This is a genomic window from Trichococcus ilyis (assembly GCF_900109135.1).
GTDB classification, from domain to species: Bacteria; Bacillota; Bacilli; order Lactobacillales; family Aerococcaceae; genus Trichococcus; species Trichococcus ilyis.
In genome coordinates this window covers 1-22017 of the sequence record NZ_FNYT01000013.1, presented here as the reverse complement: position 1 = coordinate 22017, position 22017 = coordinate 1, and the positions used below count along the sequence as shown (strand labels likewise).

The following is a 22017-nucleotide window of genomic DNA, read 5'->3' as shown; positions in this document are numbered from 1 at the left end:
AAGATATGACGGTGTTTTCTAATTTAGTTAGTTATTTCCCAGCCCCTTTGTTGGATTATTCGTGTTCCGCAAAGAATTCTTCCGGTGTCTTCAGGACGCCGCCGGTATTGGCTGATGTAACCAGAGCGGTGTAACGGGCCAACCAGCCCGTTTTCACTTTTGGCACAAAGCGGGTCTGTTTTTTCTTTCTTTCTTCCAGCACTTCATCAGGGACGCTGACATTGATCGTGCGGTGCTCCAAATCGATGACGATTTCATCGCCGTCTTCGACAAGTCCGATAGGCCCGCCAGATGCGGCTTCCGGAGAGATGTGTCCGATCGCGATACCGCGGGTGGCACCTGAGAAGCGGCCATCCGTGATCAGCGCAACATCGCGACCTAAACCGCGGCCCACGATAGAAGACGTCGGCGCCAGCATTTCCGGCATTCCCGGTCCGCCTTTTGGCCCCTCGTATCGGATGACGACAACATGCCCTTTTTTGACCGTGCGGTTGTCGATCGCTTCCACCGCTTCATCATGACTGCTGAAGCAGATGGCTTTTCCGGTAAATGATTTGATGTCCGCGTCCACGCCGCCGACTTTAATGACGCCGCCGAAAGGAGCGATATTCCCGTTCAGGATGGACAAGCCGCCGACCGGGGAATAAGCATTTTCATATTTATGGATGACTGCCTCGTTTTTGATCTCATGTTCTGCCACATTTTCGCGTAACGTTTTGCCTGTTACGGAAATGCGGTCCGGATGCAGGCTGCCGTGTTTGATCAGCTCATTCATGATTGCCGGTACGCCGCCTGCCTCATGCACATCATGCATGGAGTAAGCGGATGATGGTGCGATTTTCGACAAATACGGTGTCGTTTCCGCAATTTGGTTGATGCGGTTCATGTCATAGTCGATTCCGGCTTCTTTCGCCAAAGCCAATGTATGCAGCACCGTGTTCGTCGACCCGCCCATCGCCATATCCAAGGCGAAGGCATCGTCGATCGCTTCGGCAGTGATGATATCGCGTGGTTTGATGTCTTTTTTGACCAGATCCATCAGCTTGAAGGCCGCTTCACGGATCAATTGTCTTCTTTCCTCGCTGACGGCCAACGCTGTCCCGTTATAAGGCAACGCCAGTCCCAATACTTCCATCAAACAGTTCATTGAGTTGGCGGTGAACATCCCCGCACAAGAACCGCAAGTCGGACAAGCATTGGCTTCCATGTCGAAGAATTCTTCCTGCGTCATATTGCCTTCCTTGAAAGCACCGACCGCCTCGAACATGGATGACAAGGTCAGAGCTTGCCCCGTGGCGGAAAGTCCGGATTTCATCGGGCCGCCGGAACAGAAAATCGCCGGAACATTGGTGCGGACAGCCGCCAACAGCATGCCCGGAGTGATCTTGTCGCAGTTCGGGATGTAGAAAACACCATCGAACCAGTGTGCATTGATGACCGTTTCGGCGGCGTCGGCAATGATTTCGCGTGACGGCAAGGAGTAGCGCATGCCGATGTGGCCCATCGCGATTCCGTCATCGACACCGATTGTGTTGAATTCAAACGGAATTCCGCCGGCTTCACGGATCGCTTCTTTGGCGATGTCACCCAATTCTCTCAGATGCACATGGCCAGGAACGATATCTGTATAGGAATTGCAGACAGCGATGAACGGTTTGTCCATATCCGCCTCTTCTTTGATTTGACCGGTTGCTCTGAGCAAGGAACGATGTGGCGCCTTGTCTATTCCTTTTTTGATTTTATCACTACGCATTGCTGTCTCCCCTTTTTCCCAAATATTTATAAAAAAGAAGCCCTCATATGATATAGGGCTTCAGCTTACGTCGAGCCCTGATTCAGTACGAATAGGACTCAACTAATTGAATAGTTTGAATCCTAGGGCATAATAATGACTAATAAAGTGTTTGCAGCATGGCAAGCTGCTGTATGGCGTGCATTCATCCTTCTCATCCTGCTGCAACTCCTTTCATTATCTTTCTCTAAATATTAAATCTAAATTAGAAATAAGTCAATGCTTTTATGGTATCTTCATGTTCCAAGCTGACATTTCGTCGTAAGATCTGCCGCATTCCGGAAAAGCTGTTCTTGTCGCCCTTCATTCGGGCTATGCCAGCACTGAAATCTTTGATAAGATAGAAAGTAAGCACAGAAGAAACGTTGAGTGAACTACCCCCACTTAGCTAATCCTTGCGGATTTGCGCTTGAAGTGGGAGCTTCCTACGAACTCCTTCCTTGCCTGCGGATGTCTTTGCAAGTAGAGGGAATGGATATGGTGTAGGCTCAAAAGGCAGTACCTGCCTCGTGTGTTTTCTTTTACTTGGCCAATGCCAAGAGGTTCCTGCTGGCGTTGATGTCCCGGTCGTGGATGGCGCCGCATTCCGGACAGGTCCACTCTCGGATGTGCAGGGCTTTCTTGCCGTCGCGGTGACCGCAGGCGGAACAGATTTGGCTGGAAGGATAGAACCTGTCCGCTTTGATGAGCGTCCGGCCTTTCCATTCGGCCTTGTAGGCCAGCTGTCGGCAGAACTCGGACCAGCTGGCATCCGCGATGCTTTTGGCCAACCGGTGGTTCTTCATCAGGTTGGAACTGCTCAACGTCTCGATAACGAGGACTTGGTTTTCGTCCGTCAGTTTGTTGGAGAGCTGATGCAGGAAATGCCTGCGTTGATTGGCGATTTTTTCGTACTTTTTGGCCAACGCCAACCGGGCTTTTTCGCGGTTCTTGCCGCCTTTTTTCTTGCGCGACAGTGCCCGTTGGGATTTCTTGATTTGCTTTTCCGTCTTGCGCAGATGCTGCGGGTTCCCGTATTTCATGGTTTCGCCCGCATCGTTGGTGGTGACAGCGAAATCGGAAAGGCCCAGGTCAATGCCGATTTTGTGTTCCGCCGGCACCCATTCGGGAACTTCCTGCTCAACCAGAATCGAAACGAAGTATTTGCCGGTTTTCGCCATGGAAACCGTGCAGGATTTAATGAGGCCCTCAAAATATCGGTGCTGTCTGATTTTGACGAAGCCGATTTTCGGCAGTTTGATTTTGTTGTCTTCGATGCGGATGTTCCCGCCCTGGTTGTTGGTGGTGTAGGAGGCGTTGGACTTGTGTTTGCTTTTGAATTTCGGGAAACCGACGGATTTGTTGCGGAAGAAGTTTTTGTAGGCTTTTTCCAGATTCTGTTGGGCGTTCGCCAAAGCGAGGCTGTCTACCTCTTTCAAAAAGGGGAACTCCTGCTTGTATTGGGCTGGGGTATTTTTCAGCATCTGCTTCGTTTCCTTGTAGTGATCGATTTTGTCGTTCAGCATTTGGTTGTAGACAAAACGGACGCACCCGAAACAGTTTGCGAAATATGCCTCTTGGATTTCCGTCGGATAGAGTCTGAATTTGTAAGCTTTTAGCATTTTGATTTCACCTCTTTAGCTTCATTATACACCTCCGAACATAAGTTCGGCAAAAAAAGAAGAGAAAGCCTTGCCAACAGAATGAAAAAGAAAAAGTAACTTTCACCGATGGTGAACCGAAATTCATCTCCCACTTTCACTGGTGCTTCGCACCAAAACGCTTAGAAGTGGGAGACTTCTTTCGGAAAAAACGTTAAAAGGAGCAAACATACATGTACCAGTGGTCTGAACTATCCAAAAACTATCCGGCATCCAGCATCCGAAAGATGGCGAAACTGGCTGCCCAATTCGATGACACCCTGATGCTGACGATGGGCGAACCGAATTTCGAAACACCGGAAGCCATCAAAAAAGCCGCGCAGGATGCCATTGCCGCCAATCATACGCACTACGGACCGAATGTCGGCGAGCTCGCTTTTCAGCAAGCCGTTGCGAAAAAATATACGGACCAGACCGGCATCCCCTTCGAACCGAATGAAGTCATGGCGACTTTCGGCGGCACGGAAGGCATCCTGCACGTGATGATGGCGATCCTCAATCCAGGCGACGAGGTGATCATCGCCGACCCGAGCTATCCGAATTATCTCGGCCAAATCATGCTTTTGGGAGCCAAAGTCGTCCCGGTGCCCGTCTATGAAGAGAATTCATTCAAGATGCAGGCTTCCGACATCGCACAGGTCCTGACCGCCAAAACGCGTCTGATCATCCTGAATACGCCGAATAATCCGATGGGGTCGATCCTTGACCCGAGCGATATGGAAGCCATCGTGGCATTGGCCGATCGCCATCAGATCGCGATTTTGTCTGATGAAGTCTATGAAAGCCTCATTTACGATGGAAAGAAACATTTCAGCCTGTTCCAGATTCCCGGAGCCAAGGACAATCATTTCGTGGTGAACAGCCTGTCCAAAACCTATGCGATGACGGGTTGGCGGATCGGTTACGTCGTCGGCAACAAGGAGGCCATCGATCGCATGGCCGAGTTCAGGGAAGGCATCGGCTTCTGTGTCCCGCCCTTCATCCAGGAAGCCGCCATCGCTGCGATCACCGGACCGCAGGATGATGTCAGCTATTTCCTCGAACAATATGACCGTCGCCGCCACATCATCGTCGATGGCTTGAACCAAATCCCGGGATTCCACTGTCTGAGCACGGAAGGCGCCTTCTATGCCTTCCCGAACATCAAAGCATTCGGAAAGTCCTCCTATGATTTTGCGATGGAAATTTTGACGGAAACCCATGTGGCGCTGACGCCGGGCTCCGCTTTCGGGAAAATGGGCGAAGGCTACCTGAGGATTCCGTTCGCCGAATCGGAAGAAGTCCTGCAGGAAGCCATTGACCGCATCAAAGCCTATATCATAAAGGCTTATCCGAATTTATAGAAAAAAAACGACGAGTCTCCTCGTCGTTTTTTTTGATCATCAGTTTTTGGTTTTGGCGGGCTTGTTTTTTTTCCATGCTTGCCGGACATGGTAGGCATACTGGGAGAACGTGATGACTGCCAAGCCCCCGACGAACAGTTGCAGATAGATCAACCCAGGCAGACGGAACAAGGAAAGCAGGATCGTGACAAAAATCAGGACGGTCGTAGCTTTTCCGAATACATTCGCCGGCACGATGATTTTCGGCTCGACATTCAGCAAAGCAACGCCCAGCAATATCTGCAGGCCATCCTTTATCAATACGATCAGGAAAAACCAGTTTTCGATATAACCGATGTCCATCAAGGTGTACAGGACCGAAATCTGCATCACTTTATCCGCAAAAGGGTCAGCCACCTGCCCGAATTTCGTGATGGCATCATACTTCCTGGCGATGTAGCCATCGATGATGTCGGTGAGGCTGGCGACCAGAAAAATGATCATCGCCCACCGGACCGGATGCGCCGCATCGGAATAGAAGACCATCAAATAAAAAGGAATCAAAAACAGACGTATCAGCGTCAGGATGTTCGGTACACGTTTCATAAATTTGGCCTCCCAGCTACCATTGGCGTTCTTCTTACATCCATTTTAATCCATACCGCGCTCTTTAGCTATTTTTTAGCAGAGGCGCATGAACAAAAAAGTTCAGAAACCAAACAACCGGATGGCCGCAGGTTTCTGAACGATTCTTAATAATGGATCACGTTGTCTTGATAATGGATGCCCGTTCCCGCCAGGAAGACGATTTCATCAAAGAAATATTGCATTTTCTGGGAGGAGGCAAGCATAAATTCCGGATGCCACTGCACCGCGAAGATGTTTTGGCTTCTTTCTTTTGCCTGGAAGGCTTCGATCAGCCCGTCTGAGCTCCAAGCGATGGCCTCAAAAGGCTCCGCCAGTTCCTTGACGCCTTGGTGATGGAACGAGTTGACGAGGTGCTTCTCCCCTAAAAAGGAACGCAGGAAATTATTCGGTGCGATCGAAATCGAATGGGATGCATACTGGATGTTCGTTTTTTGGTCATGTTGGACATCATACTCTTCCAGCTGGCTGATATCCTGATGCAGGCTTCCGCCAAAAGCGACATTGATCAGCTGCATACCGCGGCACACCGCAAAAATCGGCTTGCACTGGTTGTACGCCTCTCTCGCCAGCGCGATTTCGAAAGCGTCCCTTGCCGGATGCGTGACACCCAATCGGTGCGTCGGCTCCTCATCGTAAAGAATCGGTGACACATCCTGCCCGCCTGCCAAAATCAATCCGTCCACAGCGTTGATGTAATGCTCTGCATCCATCGGGTCGCTGATGGGAATCACGAGCGGAATCCCCCCTGCTACTTGTACACCATCGACAAAGCCTTGCGGTGTGTATGTTTTTTCCATCTGGTTGCCGAGTTCAGCAGTCAGATGGTTGCCGCCAATTCCAATAATCGGTTTCATCCATTGTTCCTCCCGTCACATTATTTTCTAATGAAGTACCACCGGAAAAGCGTTCACTTCGTTTTCAGGTCCGCTTTCGTACAAAAAAGCACATCTGCATCTATGATACACCCATGCGCATGGATCGTCGGATCTTATTTCAAGAAACTGGCAACAGCAGTTCTTTCTTAATTTCTTAGGTCAAACATTGCTTTTCGCTTAATTTTTTCACCAAATTCACATTTAAAATAAATTAATGCTATTGTAACGTGCTGTTATGCCCCTGTCAATGGCGATTTTCGGCGTTTTTCATTGCATCCTCTCATTTTTATACTCATTTTGTCATGATTATCCTTGATTTTTCTTGCTTTTTGGGAGTATTTGCTCTAGGATTCAATATAGAAAATAAAAATTAAAAAAAAATGAGAACGCATGCACCTTCATATATTTCCTAAGGATTGGGTGCCATCAAGAAAGGACGTGTACGAATAGATATGTTCAAGACCAATGAACAACGCATCAAGACCCAGATTGAAGCGATTGCCCGCTTTACTGCAACCCCCGGACAGGGCACGACCAGGCTTTCCTACAGCAAGGAAGACGAAGACGCTCGTCGTTACATCAAACAGGAGATGAGCGCTATCGGGCTTGCCGTGAGGGAAGATGCGGTCGGAAACATTTACGGGCGTTTGGAAGGTACGCTGAAGAATGCGCCCGCGGTCATCATCGGCTCTCATTTTGACAGCGTCCCGAACGGCGGCTCCTTCGATGGCCCTGCTGGAGTCGTTGCCGGCCTTGAAGTGGCAGCGTTGTTTCGGGAACAGGGCTTGAAACCCCGATATCCGCTGGAAGTGCTCGCAATGATTGAAGAGGAAGGCTCCCGCTTCGGTGGCGGCGTCTTGGGTTCACGCATGCTGGCCGGCCAAATCACCACCGCTGATCTGCATGAAATGAAGGACCATACTGGGGTATCCGCAGCCGAAGCGATGGCAATGCTGGGGTTCAACGCTGCTAAAATCGGTTTGGCCCGACGCACCGGAAGCGATGTAAAAGCCTTTCTGGAATTGCATATCGAACAAGGGCCGTTATTGGAAGAGACTTGCCTGGACGTGGGCATCGTCGATACAATCGTCGGCATGACCGAAATCCGCATCACAGCCCGAGGAAAATCCGGACATGCGGGAACCACCCCTATGGACAGGCGCGCCGATGCCTTGGTGGCGGCCGTATCGGTTCTGAAGGAGTTGCCGGGCTTAGTTCTGACTGAGCCGGACAAGCCGGTTCTCACCGTCGGAAAACTGAACGTCCTTCCGAACGGCGCCAACGTCATCCCGAACCAAGTCGATTTCACAGTTGATATCCGTTCCGCCAACGACGACACCCTCCAGCGAATCCTCAAGAAAATCGAGAAGCTTTTGACGGATGCAACGAGTCCGGGCATCACTTTCAGCACTGAGGAGTTGCTCTATGCAGAACCGGTCGCGATGGCAGTGGGCATCCAATCCCATCTGATCCGGAATTGCGAAAAAATGGGTCTGCATTATCGGAAAATGGTCAGCGGTGCCGGGCACGATGCCATGATATTCGCCAGTTTCACGGATACCGGCCTGATTTTCGTCCCAAGCAAAGACGGCATCAGCCATACACCGGAAGAATGGACAGATTATGCGCAATTGCAAAAAGGGATTGAACTCGCATTCGAAACAATTGTACAATTGACGGAAGCAAGCTAAGAACAGCACAATCACAAAATCGTAATAAAACACCATCAAAATGAGTCAGGGAAGCTGTTTGGTGAATCACACCGAAGGAAGCCCCTGCCGAGGAGGAAATTATGGCAATTTGGTCAAACAATTATCACGGTACCATGAATGAAAAGGCATTTGAATTCAATTCATCCATCGATGCGGATGCCCGCCTGGTCTATGCGGATATCGCCGGAAGTATCGCTCACGCAAAAATGTTGGGCAAAACCGAAATCATCCCCCGCGAAGAAGCGGATGCACTCGTCAATGAACTTGGAAAGATGAATGATGAACTGCAGGATGGCGATCTCAACATCGATTTTTCGGAAGAGGATATCCACAGCTTCCTGGAAGCGGAACTGACGCGTCGCCTTGGCGCCATCGGCAAGAAGGTCCACACGGGAAGAAGCCGCAATGATCAGGTAGCGACTGCCCTGAAGCTGTATTCTGTTTCTGCTTTGGAGCATCTCTCCGGCCTTGCTGCCAACGTTGCCCTCGCATTGAGCGAAAAAGCCGAACAGCATCTGGAAACGATCATGCCTGGTTATACCCATCTGCAACGAGCCCAACCCATCACTTTTGCCCATCACCTGATGGCTTACACCGAGATGTTCCTGAGGGACAAATCCCGTCTGGATGACGCCAAAGAACGGGTCCTGCATTATTTGCCGTTGGGCAGTGCCGCGCTTGCGACAACCACCTTGCCATTGGACCGCGCTTTCACAGCTGAAGCGCTCGGATTCAAGGATTTTTCCCATAACAGTCTCGATGGCGTATCCGATCGCGATCATTCCCTGGAAATGTTGGCGGATATGTCGATCATCATGGTCCACATTTCCCGTCTGGCTGAAGAAGTCATCATCTGGTCATCACAGGAGTTCGGCTTTGTGAAAATCCGCGATACGTTCTCCTCCGGCTCCAGCATCATGCCGCAGAAGAAAAATCCGGACATCGCGGAACTGCTGCGCGGAAAATCCGGCCGCGTCTTCGGCGATTTGATGGGCGTATTGACTTTGATGAAAGGTTTGCCGCTCGCATACAACAAAGACATGCAGGAAGAAAAAGAATTGCTGTTCGAAGCGATCGACACGGTCACATTCTGTCTGGAGATCCTGCCTGCGATGCTGAACGATATGGACGTGATTGAAACAGCCATGCTGACGGCTTCGCAAAAAGGCTACCTGAATGCCACAGACTGCGCCGACTTCCTGGTCGAAAAAGGCATCCCTTTCCGTGATGCTTACAAAATCACCGGAAATATCCTGAAGGAATGCGAAGAACAGAACCTGACGCTGGAAAACTTCCCGTTGGAGATGTACAAAAAGCACTCGGATGCCTTTGATGAAGCCATCTACAAGAAGGTTGACCTGAAGGAATGCGTCATCCGCCGGAATGTAGCCGGGGGTCCGGCACCGGAACGCGTGAAGGAGCACATCGAGGCAGTCAAAACAAAATTGGAAGACTACCAAATCATTTCGTGACCAAAAAGAAAAGCGGAACGGGTTCGTTCAGCCCTGAAAGAAATTTAGGAAATCGTGCCGACTGAGCATCGTAGAGCGCAATAGGCACGATTTATCTAATTTCCGAAGGGCTAACCCGTGAAGCTGGACAACGTTCTGGGATGCATAGAATATTTTGCAATACTGTAAACCACCTAAGTTGATGCACTTTTGAATACAGAAAATTTTATACATTCCTACACTATAGGAAAATGCGGGGCCGCCAAAAACCGGCGGCCCCGCATTTTTTTATTTCCCTTCAGAAAAACATCCCGATCAGTGCAGCGCAATCAATCGGGGATCCGTTCGATCTTCATCAGATTGGTCGTGCCGCTTTCTTTTATCGGCGTCCCTGCAGTGATGACGATGGCTTCTCCAGGTTGCGCAAAGCCCTTCTCGGTAGCCAATGCGGTTACCTTGCTCAGCATATCATCGACATTTTCAGGCTCTTCGATCACGAAAGCCTGAACACCCCAGACAAGCGCCAGTCCTCGCTGGACCCTTTCGCTGTAGGTTGCCGCCAAAATATTCGCTTTCGGCCGGTATTTGGAGATCATGCGGGCCGTATGCCCGGAGCTGGTTGCGGCTACGATGGTCTTGATGCCCAGATTCATGACGGTGCGCGCTGCAGCTTGGCTGATAGCTTCGGTAACGGATGCCTTATCGAATAAAGACATGGTGGACAGGTTGCCGCCATTTGCCTCTAGGGCTTCCTCCGTCCGTTCCGCGATCCGCGCCATCATCGCTACGGTTTCCACGGGATACTGGCCGACAGCGGACTCGCCGGAAAGCATGATGGCATCCGTCCCATCAAATATCGCATTCGCGACATCGCTCGCTTCGGCGCGCGTCGGCCGCGGATTCCATTGCATGGAATCCAACATCTGCGTGGCGGTGATGACTTGTTTGCCGAGCAGGTTGCATTTGCGGATCAGATCTTTCTGGACGATCGGCACGTCGCCCCCGTTGATTTCCACACCCAAATCGCCGCGCGCCACCATCAAGCCGCTGCACACTTTGAGGATCTCTTCGGCGTTCTGGACGCCTTCCTGGTTTTCGATTTTGGCGATGATCTGCGTGTCCGTCGCATCCATCTCTTCCAGGATTTTGATAATCTCCAGTATATCACTTGCCCTGCGGACAAAGCTGGCAGCGATGAAGTCCACTCCCTGCTGGACGCCGAAGCGGATATCCGAAGCATCCTTTTCCGTCAGTCCGGGCATGCTGAATTTGGCTTCCGGCACATTGATGCCTTTTGAATTCTTCAGGATGCCGTCCACTTGGACTACGGCGATGATTTCTTTGGCTTCATAATTGATGTCCGTGATCTCCAGAACCAAAAGCCCGTCATCGATCAAAATATGCATGCCGATCGTCACATCATTGACAAGTTCCGGATAGGTGACGGAGAACTTTTCTTTTGTTCCCAGTACGGGTTCCATGCTGATGGTTACCGATTCCCCGGAAACCAACGTAACGGCGTCATTTGTCATTTTGTTTGTCCGGATTTTCTGTCCCTGGATATCCATCATGATCCCTATATTTTTGTTCGCCAACCGTGCAGCTTCCCTGACATTATTCAGACTGGCCAGATGCGTTTCATGTTCCCCGTGCGAAAAATTCAGCCGCGCCACATTCATGCCGCTGTTCATCATCCTTACCAGCACATCGACGGAATCGCTGGCCGGTCCGATCGTGCAGACAATCTTCGTTTTTTTCACCATGTTAGCCCCTCATTTCTGAATTGACCATCCTCATAACCTGACGTTTACCTGTCTATATTATAGAACAAATGATCCTGTATAGAAATTATGACGCTATGGAAAAAAACGTGATGCTTTGAGGCACCACGTTTTTCCGGAATTCAGCTATTTGGTTCGGTATGGATAGCCTCGCTCGCGTGCACTGGCTTTGATTTCAGCGTCAGCAAGAACACTGTGGACAAGATCAGGGCGATGCCGAGCAGATCCGTCCAATGCAGACTGGTCCCGAGCCAAAAAACGGAAAGGAACGTCGCAGAAAGCGGTTCGGCCGACGAAAGCATGCTTCCGACAGTTGCACCGATGCGATGCACCCCTTCCAGGTAGAGGCTGAAGGAAATGACCGTCCCCAACAGGATGATGACCAGCAAGGCAGCAAAGGCTGCAGCATCCCAGGTGCCGATGATCCGCCAAGGCCGGTAGACCAGCGAAAGCAGAACACCGCCCAGCAGCATCCCCCATCCCAAAGCGAGCAGTGTTCCATAAGTTTTGATCAGACGGGCAGGCTGCAGATTGTAGATGACGACGGACACAGCTGACAAGAGCCCGTACATCAAGGCCTTCTGCGATATGGCCAGGCTGTCTAAGCGGCCGTGGGTGGCCAACAGAAAAATGCCGGCGACGGCAAAAACGATGGCTGCCATCTCGGCTGGCCTCGGCAATTTCCTGTTCTTGACGGACAGGTAAACCATGATCAGGACCGGAGCCAAAAATTGCAGGACTGTAGCCGTTCCTGCGTTCGAATGGCTGATGGTCGCAAAATAGGTGTATTGGCAAAAGGACAGCCCAAAAGCCGCGAACAGGAACAGATCCCTGCGGTCCCGCTTCTCTCTCCAGACCCGAAAGACGGCTCCCTTTTCTTTTTTGTAGCACAGCACCAACAAGATCAGGCCGGCCATCAGCATTCTGACGGCGACCAGCCAGCTGGAGGTCAACCCGCGCTGCTGCAGCAGAAACTGTCCGCTGGTCCCCGAAATCCCCCATAACAGAGCCCCCACAACGGTAAACAGCACGCCGGATTTGTATTGAGACATGCGACCCCTCCATTCCTTTACGTTTTCAAATATCATTATTATATGCGATGGTCAGACAAATAGAAAGCTGATATTTTTGCTTTGTCCGAAAGGTGATTTTGTGGGATACTGATAAGCGTGAACGAAAACGGAGGTTGAACGAATTGATACGCATCAAAGAAGCCATATTACACATTTTTGACATCAACACGAATGAGCCGATCTATTCCTATGCCGGTTTGGATACATCGGAACGCATGATGATCGAATACATCGAAGCGATGGTCGCAAAGGTCGAAGATTCCGACAGCATGAAGGATGGATTTTTGGGAGAGGACAATCCGATGCCTGCCCTGTTCAGGAATTGCCAAAGCGACTTTATCGAAGGCACGAAAGCCTTGTCGGAAAAGTTCTTCAATCTGACCAAGTTGAATCCCGAGATCCCGCCCGCCGATCTGCTGATCGCGCATTTTGAATTGGACGAAGTGCCCTGCCTCGGGTTGTTCAAGCTGAATTACTCGGACAGCTATACGCACTTTGTTTCCTATGAGAGCGATGTTTTGACCAACCAGATCATCTTGAACCGTGCCATCCTGCCTTCGCAAAGGCAAGCCATCCAGGAAGGCCTGGTGGTGAACCTGGAGCAGATGGTCTATCATGTCATCGAGAAAAAACACATGATCGCGGAGCTGGGCGAAAAGGTGAACTACTTCACGGAAATGTTCCTCGAAGACACGCCGAAACCGAGCCTGAAGGAGAACATCTCGATCATCAAGAAGGCAGTCCAAAAGACAAGCAAAGCGTTCAATGACGAGGAATTCCAAGTATTGGCCGAAACGAAGGAAGCCATCGTCACCAGCATGCAGGAAGATAACCTCATCGATAACGAAAAAATCGCTGAGGCCTTGTTCGGCGACAACTTCGCCAAAAAACAGAAATATTTCGAACAGGTCGAGGAACTGGGCTATGTCGACCGGGCCCCGGCGGAAGCGGCGGTCGCCGGGCCGAAATATTCCAAACAAAAATTCCGGCTCGATAATGGCATCGAAATCAGCATTCCGCTCGAGCTCTACAAAGACCCGGACGTCGTGGAATTCATCAACAATCCCGACGGCACCACATCGGTCATCATCAAAAACATCGAGAAGATCAAGAACTTGTTCTGATCACGAAAGAACCGATGGCCTCGCATTGAGCGCCATCGGTTCTTTGCTTATTTCGCTTTTCTGGAGATGTTCAGGATGGACAGCCCGTAAAGCAACAGCGCTGTGCCGATCAGGATGAGGATGCTGGTGAAGGGTGTCACGGCGGTTTCACCGAAGCGGATGGTATGGCCCATCATCAGTTTGAAGGCATCCAGCGCTTCAACCGGAGCGCCTGCGAAGGAAATATCCAAAGGTTCCTCCATCATCACTTGCCTCATCAAGGAAGCCGAATAGGTCATCGGAAAAAGCTTGATGATCGTCTGCACGCTATCCGAGAACTGTCCGATCGGCACATAGACACCGGCAAGGAAGCCGATGATGGTGCCGATGATGGTGCTGGCTGTCGCGAATGCGTTTTGGCTATTGAAGAAGGAAGTCAGGAAATAGACCAGCGCGCTGCTCGTCAAGACCGTGAGCAGGATCAGGCCGAGCATCTTCAGCATGGCAAGCGGAGCCAACAGATTGCCTCCGCTTAGGAAGATGTATGCTTCAGCCAACACGAATGTGACGAGGCTCATGATGAAGCCCACCACCACTGAGCTCAGGATATAGGCTGCCGCCAATCTGCTGGAACGGATCGGCGAGACCGTAAAGTCCTTCAATATCTTATTGGCCCGGTCATCGATCATGACGGCGAATGCCCCCATCGTTGTCGTGACTCCAGAGACCGAGATGACACCGGACATGATCCAGCTGTCCATGACATACTGCGCGCCAACCGAGTCCCCAAGTGCGTTCGCCAAATTTTTTCCCAAGAAAAAGACGTAGAGTCCGATGATGATCAGCACTGCCAACAAGGAGAAGAAGACATTCGCCTTGTCCCTGAAAAAAATTTTGATGTTGCGGCCAACGATCGGTATCATTCCTGCACCTGCTTTCCGGTAATCGCAATAAAAGCATCATCCATGGAACCCGCCACCACTTCAAAGTATGTCAGATAGGCTTTGCATTGCTCCAGAATGGGCAGTGCATCCATCGTTTTGGCTAATTTCACGCGGAAAAGGTCTTGCTGCAGCTCGTACTGCATCAGATGAGCATCCAAAATGCGGCTCACTTCGGAAACTGCTTCAGTCCGCATCTTCAACAAGTCAGAGCTGTACCTTTCCCGCAGCGCATCCGGGGTCCCTTCCGCGATGATTTCGCCTTCGTCGATGATGACGACATAATCAGCGCTTGCCGCCTCCTCCATGTAATGCGTCGTCAAAAAAATCGTCATCCCGTGCTCCGCCTGTAGTTTCCGGATCGTATCCCACACATTCTTGCGGGTTTGGGGATCCAATCCGGTCGTCGGCTCATCCAAAAAGAGAATCTTAGGCGTGTTGATCAGGGCCCGCGCGATATCCGCCCGCCGCTTCTGCCCGCCGGACAACTTTCCGTACGGCCTGTCCAAAAACTCCGTCACTCCGGCAGCTTCGGTCGCTCTGAGGAATGCCGGTTCCCAATCAGCTTTGGGTAATCCATAGAAGCTCCCTCTCACCTCAAGATTTTCCTTGACGGTCAGCAGTTTGTCCAACAAATTTGTCTGGAAAACGACACCTATATCGGAACGGATCGCAAAGTCATCCTTCCCCAAAGTATAACCATTAATCCTGACTTCCCCGCTGTCCGCTTGCAGCAGCGTGCAGATGATGTCGATCGTCGTTGATTTTCCTGCTCCGTTCGGCCCCAAAAATGCAAAAAGCTGGCCGGCGTTCACATGGAAATCGATGTTCTTGACCGCCTGCACATCCCCGAAACGCTTCGATAAGCCTTTGACCTCTATGATTTTTTCCAACTGAAAACCATCCTCTCTGATAGCGAAGCGCTGCCCATCCAGAATATATAGTAACTTCTTCATATCCAGTGTATCAGAATCGGGAAGGGAGACAAAATAATTGTGTGCCGGATATCGGCGTTTATTTTTGGTTATTTTTGGTATCTGTGCTCCGGCCAGCGGAGGCTTCGCCGGAGTTCGGCCAACATTCTGCTGCCATCCTCCGATGAGGAAAGCTTGGCAGGAGGTGTGGCTGAAAGTTACCGGCGTACTCCGGCGGGCGGATCCTCGCCGGAGCTGGCAATCGCTCCGGCTGTTCTCCTCCGTCCTACGGCAGTTCCTCACATATTGACGATAGGCAACAAAAAGCAGAGGCCATCTCATCTAGAGACAGCCTCTGCTTGCATTTGTCACGCCCATCAAACGCGGTCTGATTCGCAGACACCGCTTGCGACTACAGTGCATCCAAAACTCTATCGACTTTTAACTAATAGATTGATCGCTTGTTGGACGCTTTCTTCTTTCGAAATGTTGTCCTTTTCCTGGTCATTAACGCAGGCGACCAGATTTTCCGCAACGATGATGCCCATGGCGCGGTCGATGCTGGATCGGACTGCCGACAATTGCGTCACGACGTCAGAGCAGTTTTTTCCGTCTTCCATCATGGCAAGGATGCCGCGCATTTGTCCTTCCGCACGCTTAATGCGGTTGATTATATTTTTGTTGTATTGGTTCACACAACTTCACCCCTCCAGGCCGAAATGCCTCCCATTACGTTCGTTACTTTGTAGCCCTTTGAAGAAAGATATTGGCAAGCTGCCATCGAGCGCGCCCCGCTCAGGCACATAACATAGTAATTTTCATCCTTATCCAGTTGATCCGCAGTGTCCTCCAGGCTGCTCAAAGGCATGGAGATGGCACCTTCGACGTGTGCATGTGCATATTCGTCCGCTTCACGTACGTCCACTAGTTTGACAGGAGTTTTTTTCCATAATTGTTCGAATTCCGGCATTGTAATTGATTGATACATTTTATTTTACCACCTTTTCTGGTCTGACGGTTGCATACAAGCTGAATGCACCATCTAAATTTTTGACTGTAAATCCGTTTTGTTTCAATACGCGTTCCGCGATATAGCTGCGCAAGCCGCTTTGGCAGCTGACGATGATCGGTGTTTCTTTCGACAATTCCCCGATGCGTGCGCGCAAGTCGTCGACAGGGATATTGATGGCGCCTTTCAAGGCACCCAGTCTGGCGATTTCGCCTGCACCGCGGACATCCAACAGTTGATAGCCTGCTTCCTGCATCTTTTCCAATTCATACCATTGGATGGATTCAGAAACGCCTTCGATGATGTTCATGGCTGCGTATCCGGCCATGTTGACTGGATCTTTGGCTGATCCGAACGGTGGAGCGTAGGTGAATTCCAATTCCGGCAGATCATGGACCGTCAAATTCCCTTTAATTGCTGTAGCGATGATGTCGATGCGTTTGTCTACGCCGTCCGCCCCGATAGCCTGCGCTCCGTAAATTTCCCCGGTTTTCGGATGGAAAACCAGTTTCAGGACGATTGCCGATGCGTTCGGATAATAGCCGGCGTGGCTCTTCCCTTGAATATGCACGACTGCGTATTCCTTGCCTGACAGCTGCAGTTGGCGTTCGTTCAGGCCTGTGGAAGCGCCGGCCAAACCGAATACACGCACGATTGCGGTTCCGATGCTGCCTTTGTTTTTTCTGTTCAAACCGCTGATGACATCGGCTACCTGGCGTCCTTGACGGTTCGCTGGTGAAGCCAAAGCGATCATTGTGTCCTCGCCGGTGATTTGTTGCTTCACGATGATGGCGTCTCCGACTGCATAGATATCTTTTTTACTTGTCTCGTAGTTCTCATCGACCAGGATACCGCCGCGCATGCCTGTTTCGATGCCCGCAGAAATCGCCAGGCTGTTCTCAGGTTGGACGCCGACTGACATGATGGTCAAGTCGCTTTCAAGTTCCACGCCGTTTTCAAGTACGATTGTTTTGCCTTCATTTTGGAAAGCTGTGGCGGCAACTCCTGTGTACAGCGTCACACCATTCGCTTTCAATTCATCCGCCAGGTAGGCAGCCATCTCTTCGTCGAATGGAGGCAAGACATGCGGCGCCTTTTCGACGATCGTTACAGCCAAACCGCGATGCGCTAAGCTCTCAGCCATTTCAAGACCGATGAATCCGGCTCCGATGACGACCGCTTTTTTCGGTTTGTTCTCAAGGATGAAGCCTGTGACAGCATCCACATCCGGTACGTTGCGCATTGTGAAAATGTTTTTGGCTTCGGACAAACCTTCAGCCGGCGGTACGAACGGTTTCGCACCTGGAGATAAAATGACTTTATCGTAAGCCAGTTGGTATTCGCCCTCTTTCGAACGGACAGTCACTTCTTTTTTATCCGGATCGATCGCGATCGCTTCGCTGAAAGGACGGACATCCAAGTCAAAGCGAGCACGCAGTTGCTCAGGTGTCTGGACAAGGAGAGCGCTGCGTTCCTGGATATCGCCTGAAACATAATAAGGCAAGCCGCAGTTCGCAAAGGAAACGAAAGGTCCTTTTTCCAAGACGATGATTTCAGCGTCTTCGTTCAATCTTCTCAAACGTGTTGCAGCGGACATGCCGCCTGCCACTCCACCGATAATAACAATTTTCATCATAGTTTTCCTCCTCTTGTCGGTCCTGACCATGCGGACATGCCGCCTTTGACATTGACTACATCGTAGCCTTTGGATTTTAAGATAGTCGCTGCACGCTTGCTGCGTGCACCTGATTGGCAGATCACATAAACTTTACCCTTAGGGGCATACGATTCCGCTTTTCTCAACGGAACATTTTTTGCTCCTGGTATATGTCCCGCGATGAACTCGTTCGGTTCACGGACATCGATTATTTGTGGTTTTTCGGTTAATTTGGCTTCCAATTCCTTTGTGGAAACGGAAGGCATACTGTTGAATAAATTAAATAGCATACTTGGCTCCTTCTTCGTAAGTAGTATAAATCGCTTATGGACCTATAATACCCCATAGGGTATATTTTGTAAACCATTTTTATTTGAAAATTGTAAAAAAGTTCAAATAACCTGGTACAGAGCCATTCTGCTTCCAGCGAACAAAAGAAACGCGCAAAAATCCTGTGAGGCTCTGCCTGAGGATCTCCGGTGAACCGGCTTCCCCCGGAGCTGATGCCCCCCTTGGTATCCGATTTCCCGGTGAAACAGTCCTCGCCGGAGATTTCGCCCCGATCCGACCGCGCTTTCCCGGTTAAACACCACTCACCGGCAAAACGCTCCTTTCCACAGCCAGTGAGCAAAAAAAGACCGCAAGGGTTGCGTAGGAACGCAACCCTGCAGTCTTTCTCCTTATTGATTGCTTTTCTTCTCTGCACGTAGGCGTTCGATAAAGCTTTTTATGTGTCCGAAGGCTTCTTTCAGCTCTTCGATTGAATAAGCGTAGGAAACGCGGATGAAGCCCTCACCGCTTTCGCCGAAGGCTGATCCCGGCACGACGGCCACTTTCTCCTCCTGGACCAAACGGGTGGCGAACTCTTCCGAAGTCAAGCCGAATTCGGTGATGTTCGGGAAGATATAGAAGGCGCCATACGGCACAAAACACGGCAATTCCAAATCTTTCAGGATTTTCATCAAATAGCGGCGGCGTTGATTGTAGCTTTCACGCATTTCCGCAACATTATCGTCGCAGTTCCGCAACGCGACGATGCCGGCGTACTGACTTGTCGTCGGTGCGGCCATGATGGCGAATTGATGGATTTTGATCATCTGCTCCATAATGATTGCCGGAGCGTTTGCGTAGCCCAAGCGCCAACCGGTCATCGCGTAGCCTTTCGAGAAGCCGTTGATGTACACAGTCCGTTCCTTCATCCCCGGCAAGGAGGCAATGCTGACATGCTGCCCATTGTAGGAAAGTTCACTATAGATTTCATCGGTGATGACGAACAGGTCGTTGGCGATGATGACTTCAGCGATCGCTTCCAGATCCTCTTTGGACATAACAGCTCCGGTCGGGTTGTTTGGATAGGAAAGGATGACCACTTTTGTTTTCGGAGTGATCGCCGCTTCCAGTTCTTCTTTCGTCAAACGGAATTGATTCTTCTCCTGCAAGGGGATGGCAACAGGTACTCCGTCAGCCAACACGATGCACGGAAGATAAGAAACGTAGCAAGGCTCCGCATAGACGACCTCGTCGCCCGGATCCAGCATGGCACGCAATGCCAGATCGATGGCTTCGCTTCCGCCTACCGTAACGACGGTTTCATTTTCGGGGGAATAGTGCAAATCATAGCGGCGTTCCAGGTAGCGGCAGATTTCCTCGCGCAGTTCGGCCAAACCGGCATTCGCCGTATAGAAGGTGCGCCCTTTTTGGAGGGTATACATGCCTTCATCACGCACAATCCATGGAGTATCAAAGTCGGGTTCGCCTACCCCCAATGAAATGACTCCGGGTATCTCGTTCGCAATATCAAAAAATCTCCGGATGCCGGAAGGTTTGATTTCGCGCACCTTAGCATTTATCGGATTTCTCATGGAGTCAGCACCATCCGTTTGTCCTCATCCTCATCCACGAACAACGTGCCATGGTCTTTATAACGTTTCAATACGAAATGAGTAGTGGTTGATTGTACTTCATCGATGACTGAAAGGCGTTTCGCAACAAACAAAGCGATTTCCTTCATCGGAGCTTTCTTCAGCTGAACCATGAAATCGAACCCGCCGGACATCAGGAAAACGGTCTCCACTTCCGGGAATTGGTAGACTTTTTCTGCGATACGGTCGAAGCCGGACCCTCTTTGCGGATTTACGCGCAGCTCGATGATGGCAGAAACTTCATCATCGCCGGTCTTGTCCCAGTTGATCAAGGTATGGTAGCCGCAGATGATTTTGTCCGCTTCCAGCTCCTTCAGGGCAGTCGCCACTTCTTCTGTGGCAACGCCCAGCATGACCGCAACTTCTTCATCCGTCAGTTTGTTGTTCTTTTCAATAATCTTCAGAATCTTTTCCTTCAATTCGTTATACATCGTTTTGCCTCCTCTGGCTTTACGCATTCGGGCCATTTTCAGGCTCTGATATTCATTTTTTGATAAATGAATTTTCTTTCATTTTATCACCACTACCAGGCACTTGCAAATAAGTTTTCGGGAACGGCGGCTGTCAGGATGGCGCATCAGCATTGACAAAATCGCAAAAAAACCCCACAAGCTCGCGAGTTGCGAACTTGTGAAGTTCTTTCTTATCGACTCAACTTTCGCAGCTCAAAATAGGCAAGTATGCCTTGATATAATTGGGCAAACTTGCAAACCATTGCTGTAGTTGACTTTTGATGAAATTTTTAAATTTTTTCGATGTTTTTTCCAAAGCTTCTTCAAGAATTTCGACTAACTGCTGTAATGCTACAGCCCAATCAAGTTCTTTCAATTCATCACAAAGTTCATAAAACATGCCACCCAATGTCCGCTCATCCGTGTTGCATCGGTTCTGCCAAGACAACACAATGTACCGTGCGAACACAATTGTTGTGTGGCTGACGAGAGAATCATACGATCTACCTTGCACTTCTTTCTGCAGTTTCAAAAGCGATTTTGTCGCCTTGAAGAACACCTCAATGTCCCAACGCATACCGTAAATACGGACAATTTCCTGTTCCGTCAAGGAACAATCCGTGCTTAAGATAGCCAGCCAGCGGCTGTGGTTGTTTCGGTTTCGTATGAAGACAACCTTTACGGGAATCCCGTTGGCCATTGTAGTATGGACGGACCGTAAAATGTCCTTGTGATGGTTTGTAGGTGTAGCGAGTTTATAAAGGTTCTTCAGATCAACCCATTTATTGTCCACCGAATAGCGCTGGTTGGTAGCTTTGACCATTCCAATTACATCAATGCCTTGTTCCGTAATGGATTTAATCAAGGGCTGTTGTGTGAACCAGGTGTCCATCAGGACGTAGGAAGCCTCAACGCCGGAATTCAGGGCGCGTTGAATCATACCAGGGATAGCGGATGGCGCAGTTTCAAGCGCTTCTTTCCGTCTTTTATACCCGCAGGTGCGTTTGTCAATCCTTTCATCAATCCCGTTAATGTTGGCTTTGGTTGAGCTTAACAGGGAAAAATCAATGGGCATGAAGGTAGCCCCATCGGACCAACCAAGCGTAAGCATCCGGAAGCCTTTGTAAAAGCGCATTTTCTGTGAAGAATGATCAAAACAGCGCGCAAGCAATTCTACTTTTTTGCTGCGATTTCTCTCGTAGGCAGAATCATCAATAATCAAGACCTTTGGTCGATGATGAGTGGTCAATACACTGACTTTAGAGATTGTGGCCGCACTTAAGGAAAGTAGAAAACGGCGCCAGTTATAGGTTGGACTGTTCAAAAAACGATAGACAGCGTCCTTGCAGGGCAATCCAACGGATTTCTTGCTTTCAAGCATTCTGAACCAATTTTTGCCTTCAAAGATGAAGCAGAAAACCAGCTGGAACAAATACCCGCAGGAAAAGCCGTTGCCTTTCTTGATTCCAGCATTTCTCAAGTGTTTTAGGATTTGAAGTTCTTCGAATACAGTTTGTAATGAATTTGGTAGTTGATTGTTTAGGCCATTATTGGTTATCATAGTGATAAGCACCTCGCTATTGGTAGTTTTTTTGTGGTAATTAAACTATACCAAATAACGAGGTGTTTTTCTTATGCATTCAATTGTCAAGGTACCTAATCAACAACAGATTAAAGCAACACACGTAAAGTTTCACTCAACTTTTTCTACTGCGAAAGTTGAGT

At 49.9% G+C, this 22017-nt stretch carries 18 protein-coding genes and 1 pseudogene; 4 read left to right on the top strand and 15 right to left on the bottom strand.

Annotated features, from left to right (window positions below):
- Positions 1-55: 55 nt before the first annotated feature.
- Both ilvD and tnpB read right to left on the bottom strand, forming a co-directional pair.
- Positions 56-1753 (bottom strand): dihydroxy-acid dehydratase, encoded by a 1698-nt coding sequence (ilvD, locus tag BMX58_RS07690; RefSeq protein ID WP_068623455.1) that lies wholly within the window; start codon positions 1751-1753, stop codon positions 56-58.
- 560 nt (positions 1754-2313) lie between these two features.
- Positions 2314-3399, bottom strand: a complete 1086-nt coding sequence (tnpB, locus tag BMX58_RS07685) for an IS200/IS605 family element RNA-guided endonuclease TnpB (RefSeq protein ID WP_204243792.1) — start codon at positions 3397-3399, stop codon at positions 2314-2316.
- A gap of 206 nt (positions 3400-3605) precedes the next feature.
- Here tnpB and BMX58_RS07680 point away from each other — a divergent pair, with 206 nt between their 5' ends.
- Positions 3606-4775: a pyridoxal phosphate-dependent aminotransferase gene (locus BMX58_RS07680; protein WP_068623459.1), complete on the top strand. Its 1170-nt coding sequence runs from the start codon at positions 3606-3608 to the stop codon at positions 4773-4775.
- A gap of 39 nt (positions 4776-4814) precedes the next feature.
- On the opposite strand, the gene BMX58_RS07675 is transcribed toward BMX58_RS07680, so the two are convergent.
- Both BMX58_RS07675 and BMX58_RS07670 read right to left on the bottom strand, forming a co-directional pair.
- Positions 4815-5360, bottom strand: a complete 546-nt coding sequence (locus BMX58_RS07675) for a CDP-alcohol phosphatidyltransferase family protein (RefSeq protein WP_068623461.1) — start codon at positions 5358-5360, stop codon at positions 4815-4817.
- Positions 5361-5506: 146 nt separating this feature from the next.
- On the bottom strand, positions 5507-6256 hold the full coding sequence (locus BMX58_RS07670) for a gamma-glutamyl-gamma-aminobutyrate hydrolase family protein (protein ID WP_068623463.1): 750 nt from the start codon (positions 6254-6256) through the stop codon (positions 5507-5509).
- 473 nt (positions 6257-6729) lie between these two features.
- On the opposite strand from BMX58_RS07670, the gene BMX58_RS07665 reads away from it, so the two are divergent.
- Both BMX58_RS07665 and argH read left to right on the top strand, forming a co-directional pair.
- A complete protein-coding gene (locus BMX58_RS07665) occupies positions 6730-7968 on the top strand; it encodes a Zn-dependent hydrolase (protein WP_068623465.1) in 1239 nt (412 codons plus the stop codon).
- 101 nt (positions 7969-8069) lie between these two features.
- Positions 8070-9461 carry an argininosuccinate lyase gene (gene argH / locus BMX58_RS07660; RefSeq protein ID WP_068623466.1) on the top strand — a complete coding sequence of 464 codons (1392 nt, stop codon included), beginning with the start codon at positions 8070-8072 and terminating at the stop codon, positions 9459-9461.
- Positions 9462-9778: 317 nt separating this feature from the next.
- On the opposite strand, the pseudogene pyk reads toward argH, so the two are convergent.
- Together pyk and BMX58_RS07650 are read right to left on the bottom strand one after the other, a co-directional pair.
- A pseudogene (pyk, locus tag BMX58_RS07655) lies at positions 9779-11200 on the bottom strand (pyruvate kinase); the annotation flags it as partial.
- Between the two features lie 143 nt (positions 11201-11343).
- Positions 11344-12273: an EamA family transporter gene (locus BMX58_RS07650; RefSeq protein ID WP_162268631.1), complete on the bottom strand. Its 930-nt coding sequence runs from the start codon at positions 12271-12273 to the stop codon at positions 11344-11346.
- A gap of 143 nt (positions 12274-12416) precedes the next feature.
- Here BMX58_RS07650 and BMX58_RS07645 point away from each other — a divergent pair, with 143 nt between their 5' ends.
- Positions 12417-13418: a nucleoid-associated protein gene (locus BMX58_RS07645; protein ID WP_068623470.1), complete on the top strand. Its 1002-nt coding sequence runs from the start codon at positions 12417-12419 to the stop codon at positions 13416-13418.
- Between the two features lie 47 nt (positions 13419-13465).
- On the opposite strand, the gene BMX58_RS07640 is transcribed toward BMX58_RS07645, so the two are convergent.
- The 9 genes from BMX58_RS07640 to BMX58_RS07600 all read right to left on the bottom strand — a co-directional run bounded on the left by BMX58_RS07640 (position 13466) and on the right by BMX58_RS07600 (position 21853).
- On the bottom strand, positions 13466-14320 hold the full coding sequence (locus tag BMX58_RS07640) for an ABC transporter permease (protein ID WP_068623472.1): 855 nt from the start codon (positions 14318-14320) through the stop codon (positions 13466-13468).
- Positions 14317-15231 (bottom strand): ABC transporter ATP-binding protein, encoded by a 915-nt coding sequence (locus tag BMX58_RS07635; RefSeq protein ID WP_068623479.1) that lies wholly within the window; start codon positions 15229-15231, stop codon positions 14317-14319. Before BMX58_RS07635 ends, BMX58_RS07640 begins: the two co-directional genes overlap by 4 nt.
- 452 nt (positions 15232-15683) lie before the next feature.
- The gene (locus BMX58_RS07630; RefSeq protein ID WP_084253961.1) at positions 15684-15947 is read right to left on the bottom strand and encodes a metal-sensitive transcriptional regulator; all 264 of its coding nucleotides are present in this window, start codon (positions 15945-15947) and stop codon (positions 15684-15686) included.
- A complete protein-coding gene (locus BMX58_RS07625) occupies positions 15944-16240 on the bottom strand; it encodes a rhodanese-like domain-containing protein (protein ID WP_068623480.1) in 297 nt (98 codons plus the stop codon). Before BMX58_RS07625 ends, BMX58_RS07630 begins: the two co-directional genes overlap by 4 nt.
- 1 nt (position 16241) lies before the next feature.
- Positions 16242-17894, bottom strand: coding sequence for an FAD-dependent oxidoreductase (locus BMX58_RS07620; protein WP_068623499.1), 1653 nt, complete (start codon positions 17892-17894; stop codon positions 16242-16244).
- The gene (locus BMX58_RS07615) at positions 17894-18208 is read right to left on the bottom strand and encodes a rhodanese-like domain-containing protein (RefSeq protein ID WP_068623482.1); all 315 of its coding nucleotides are present in this window, start codon (positions 18206-18208) and stop codon (positions 17894-17896) included. Before BMX58_RS07615 ends, BMX58_RS07620 begins: the two co-directional genes overlap by 1 nt.
- A 390-nt stretch (positions 18209-18598) precedes the next feature.
- Positions 18599-19780 (bottom strand): aminotransferase class I/II-fold pyridoxal phosphate-dependent enzyme, encoded by a 1182-nt coding sequence (locus BMX58_RS07610; protein ID WP_068623484.1) that lies wholly within the window; start codon positions 19778-19780, stop codon positions 18599-18601.
- Positions 19777-20271: an Lrp/AsnC family transcriptional regulator gene (locus BMX58_RS07605; protein ID WP_068623486.1), complete on the bottom strand. Its 495-nt coding sequence runs from the start codon at positions 20269-20271 to the stop codon at positions 19777-19779. The genes BMX58_RS07610 and BMX58_RS07605 overlap by 4 nt, the downstream gene beginning before the upstream one ends.
- 220 nt (positions 20272-20491) lie before the next feature.
- The gene (locus BMX58_RS07600) at positions 20492-21853 is read right to left on the bottom strand and encodes an IS4 family transposase (protein WP_068625001.1); all 1362 of its coding nucleotides are present in this window, start codon (positions 21851-21853) and stop codon (positions 20492-20494) included.
- Positions 21854-22017: the final 164 nt, after the last annotated feature.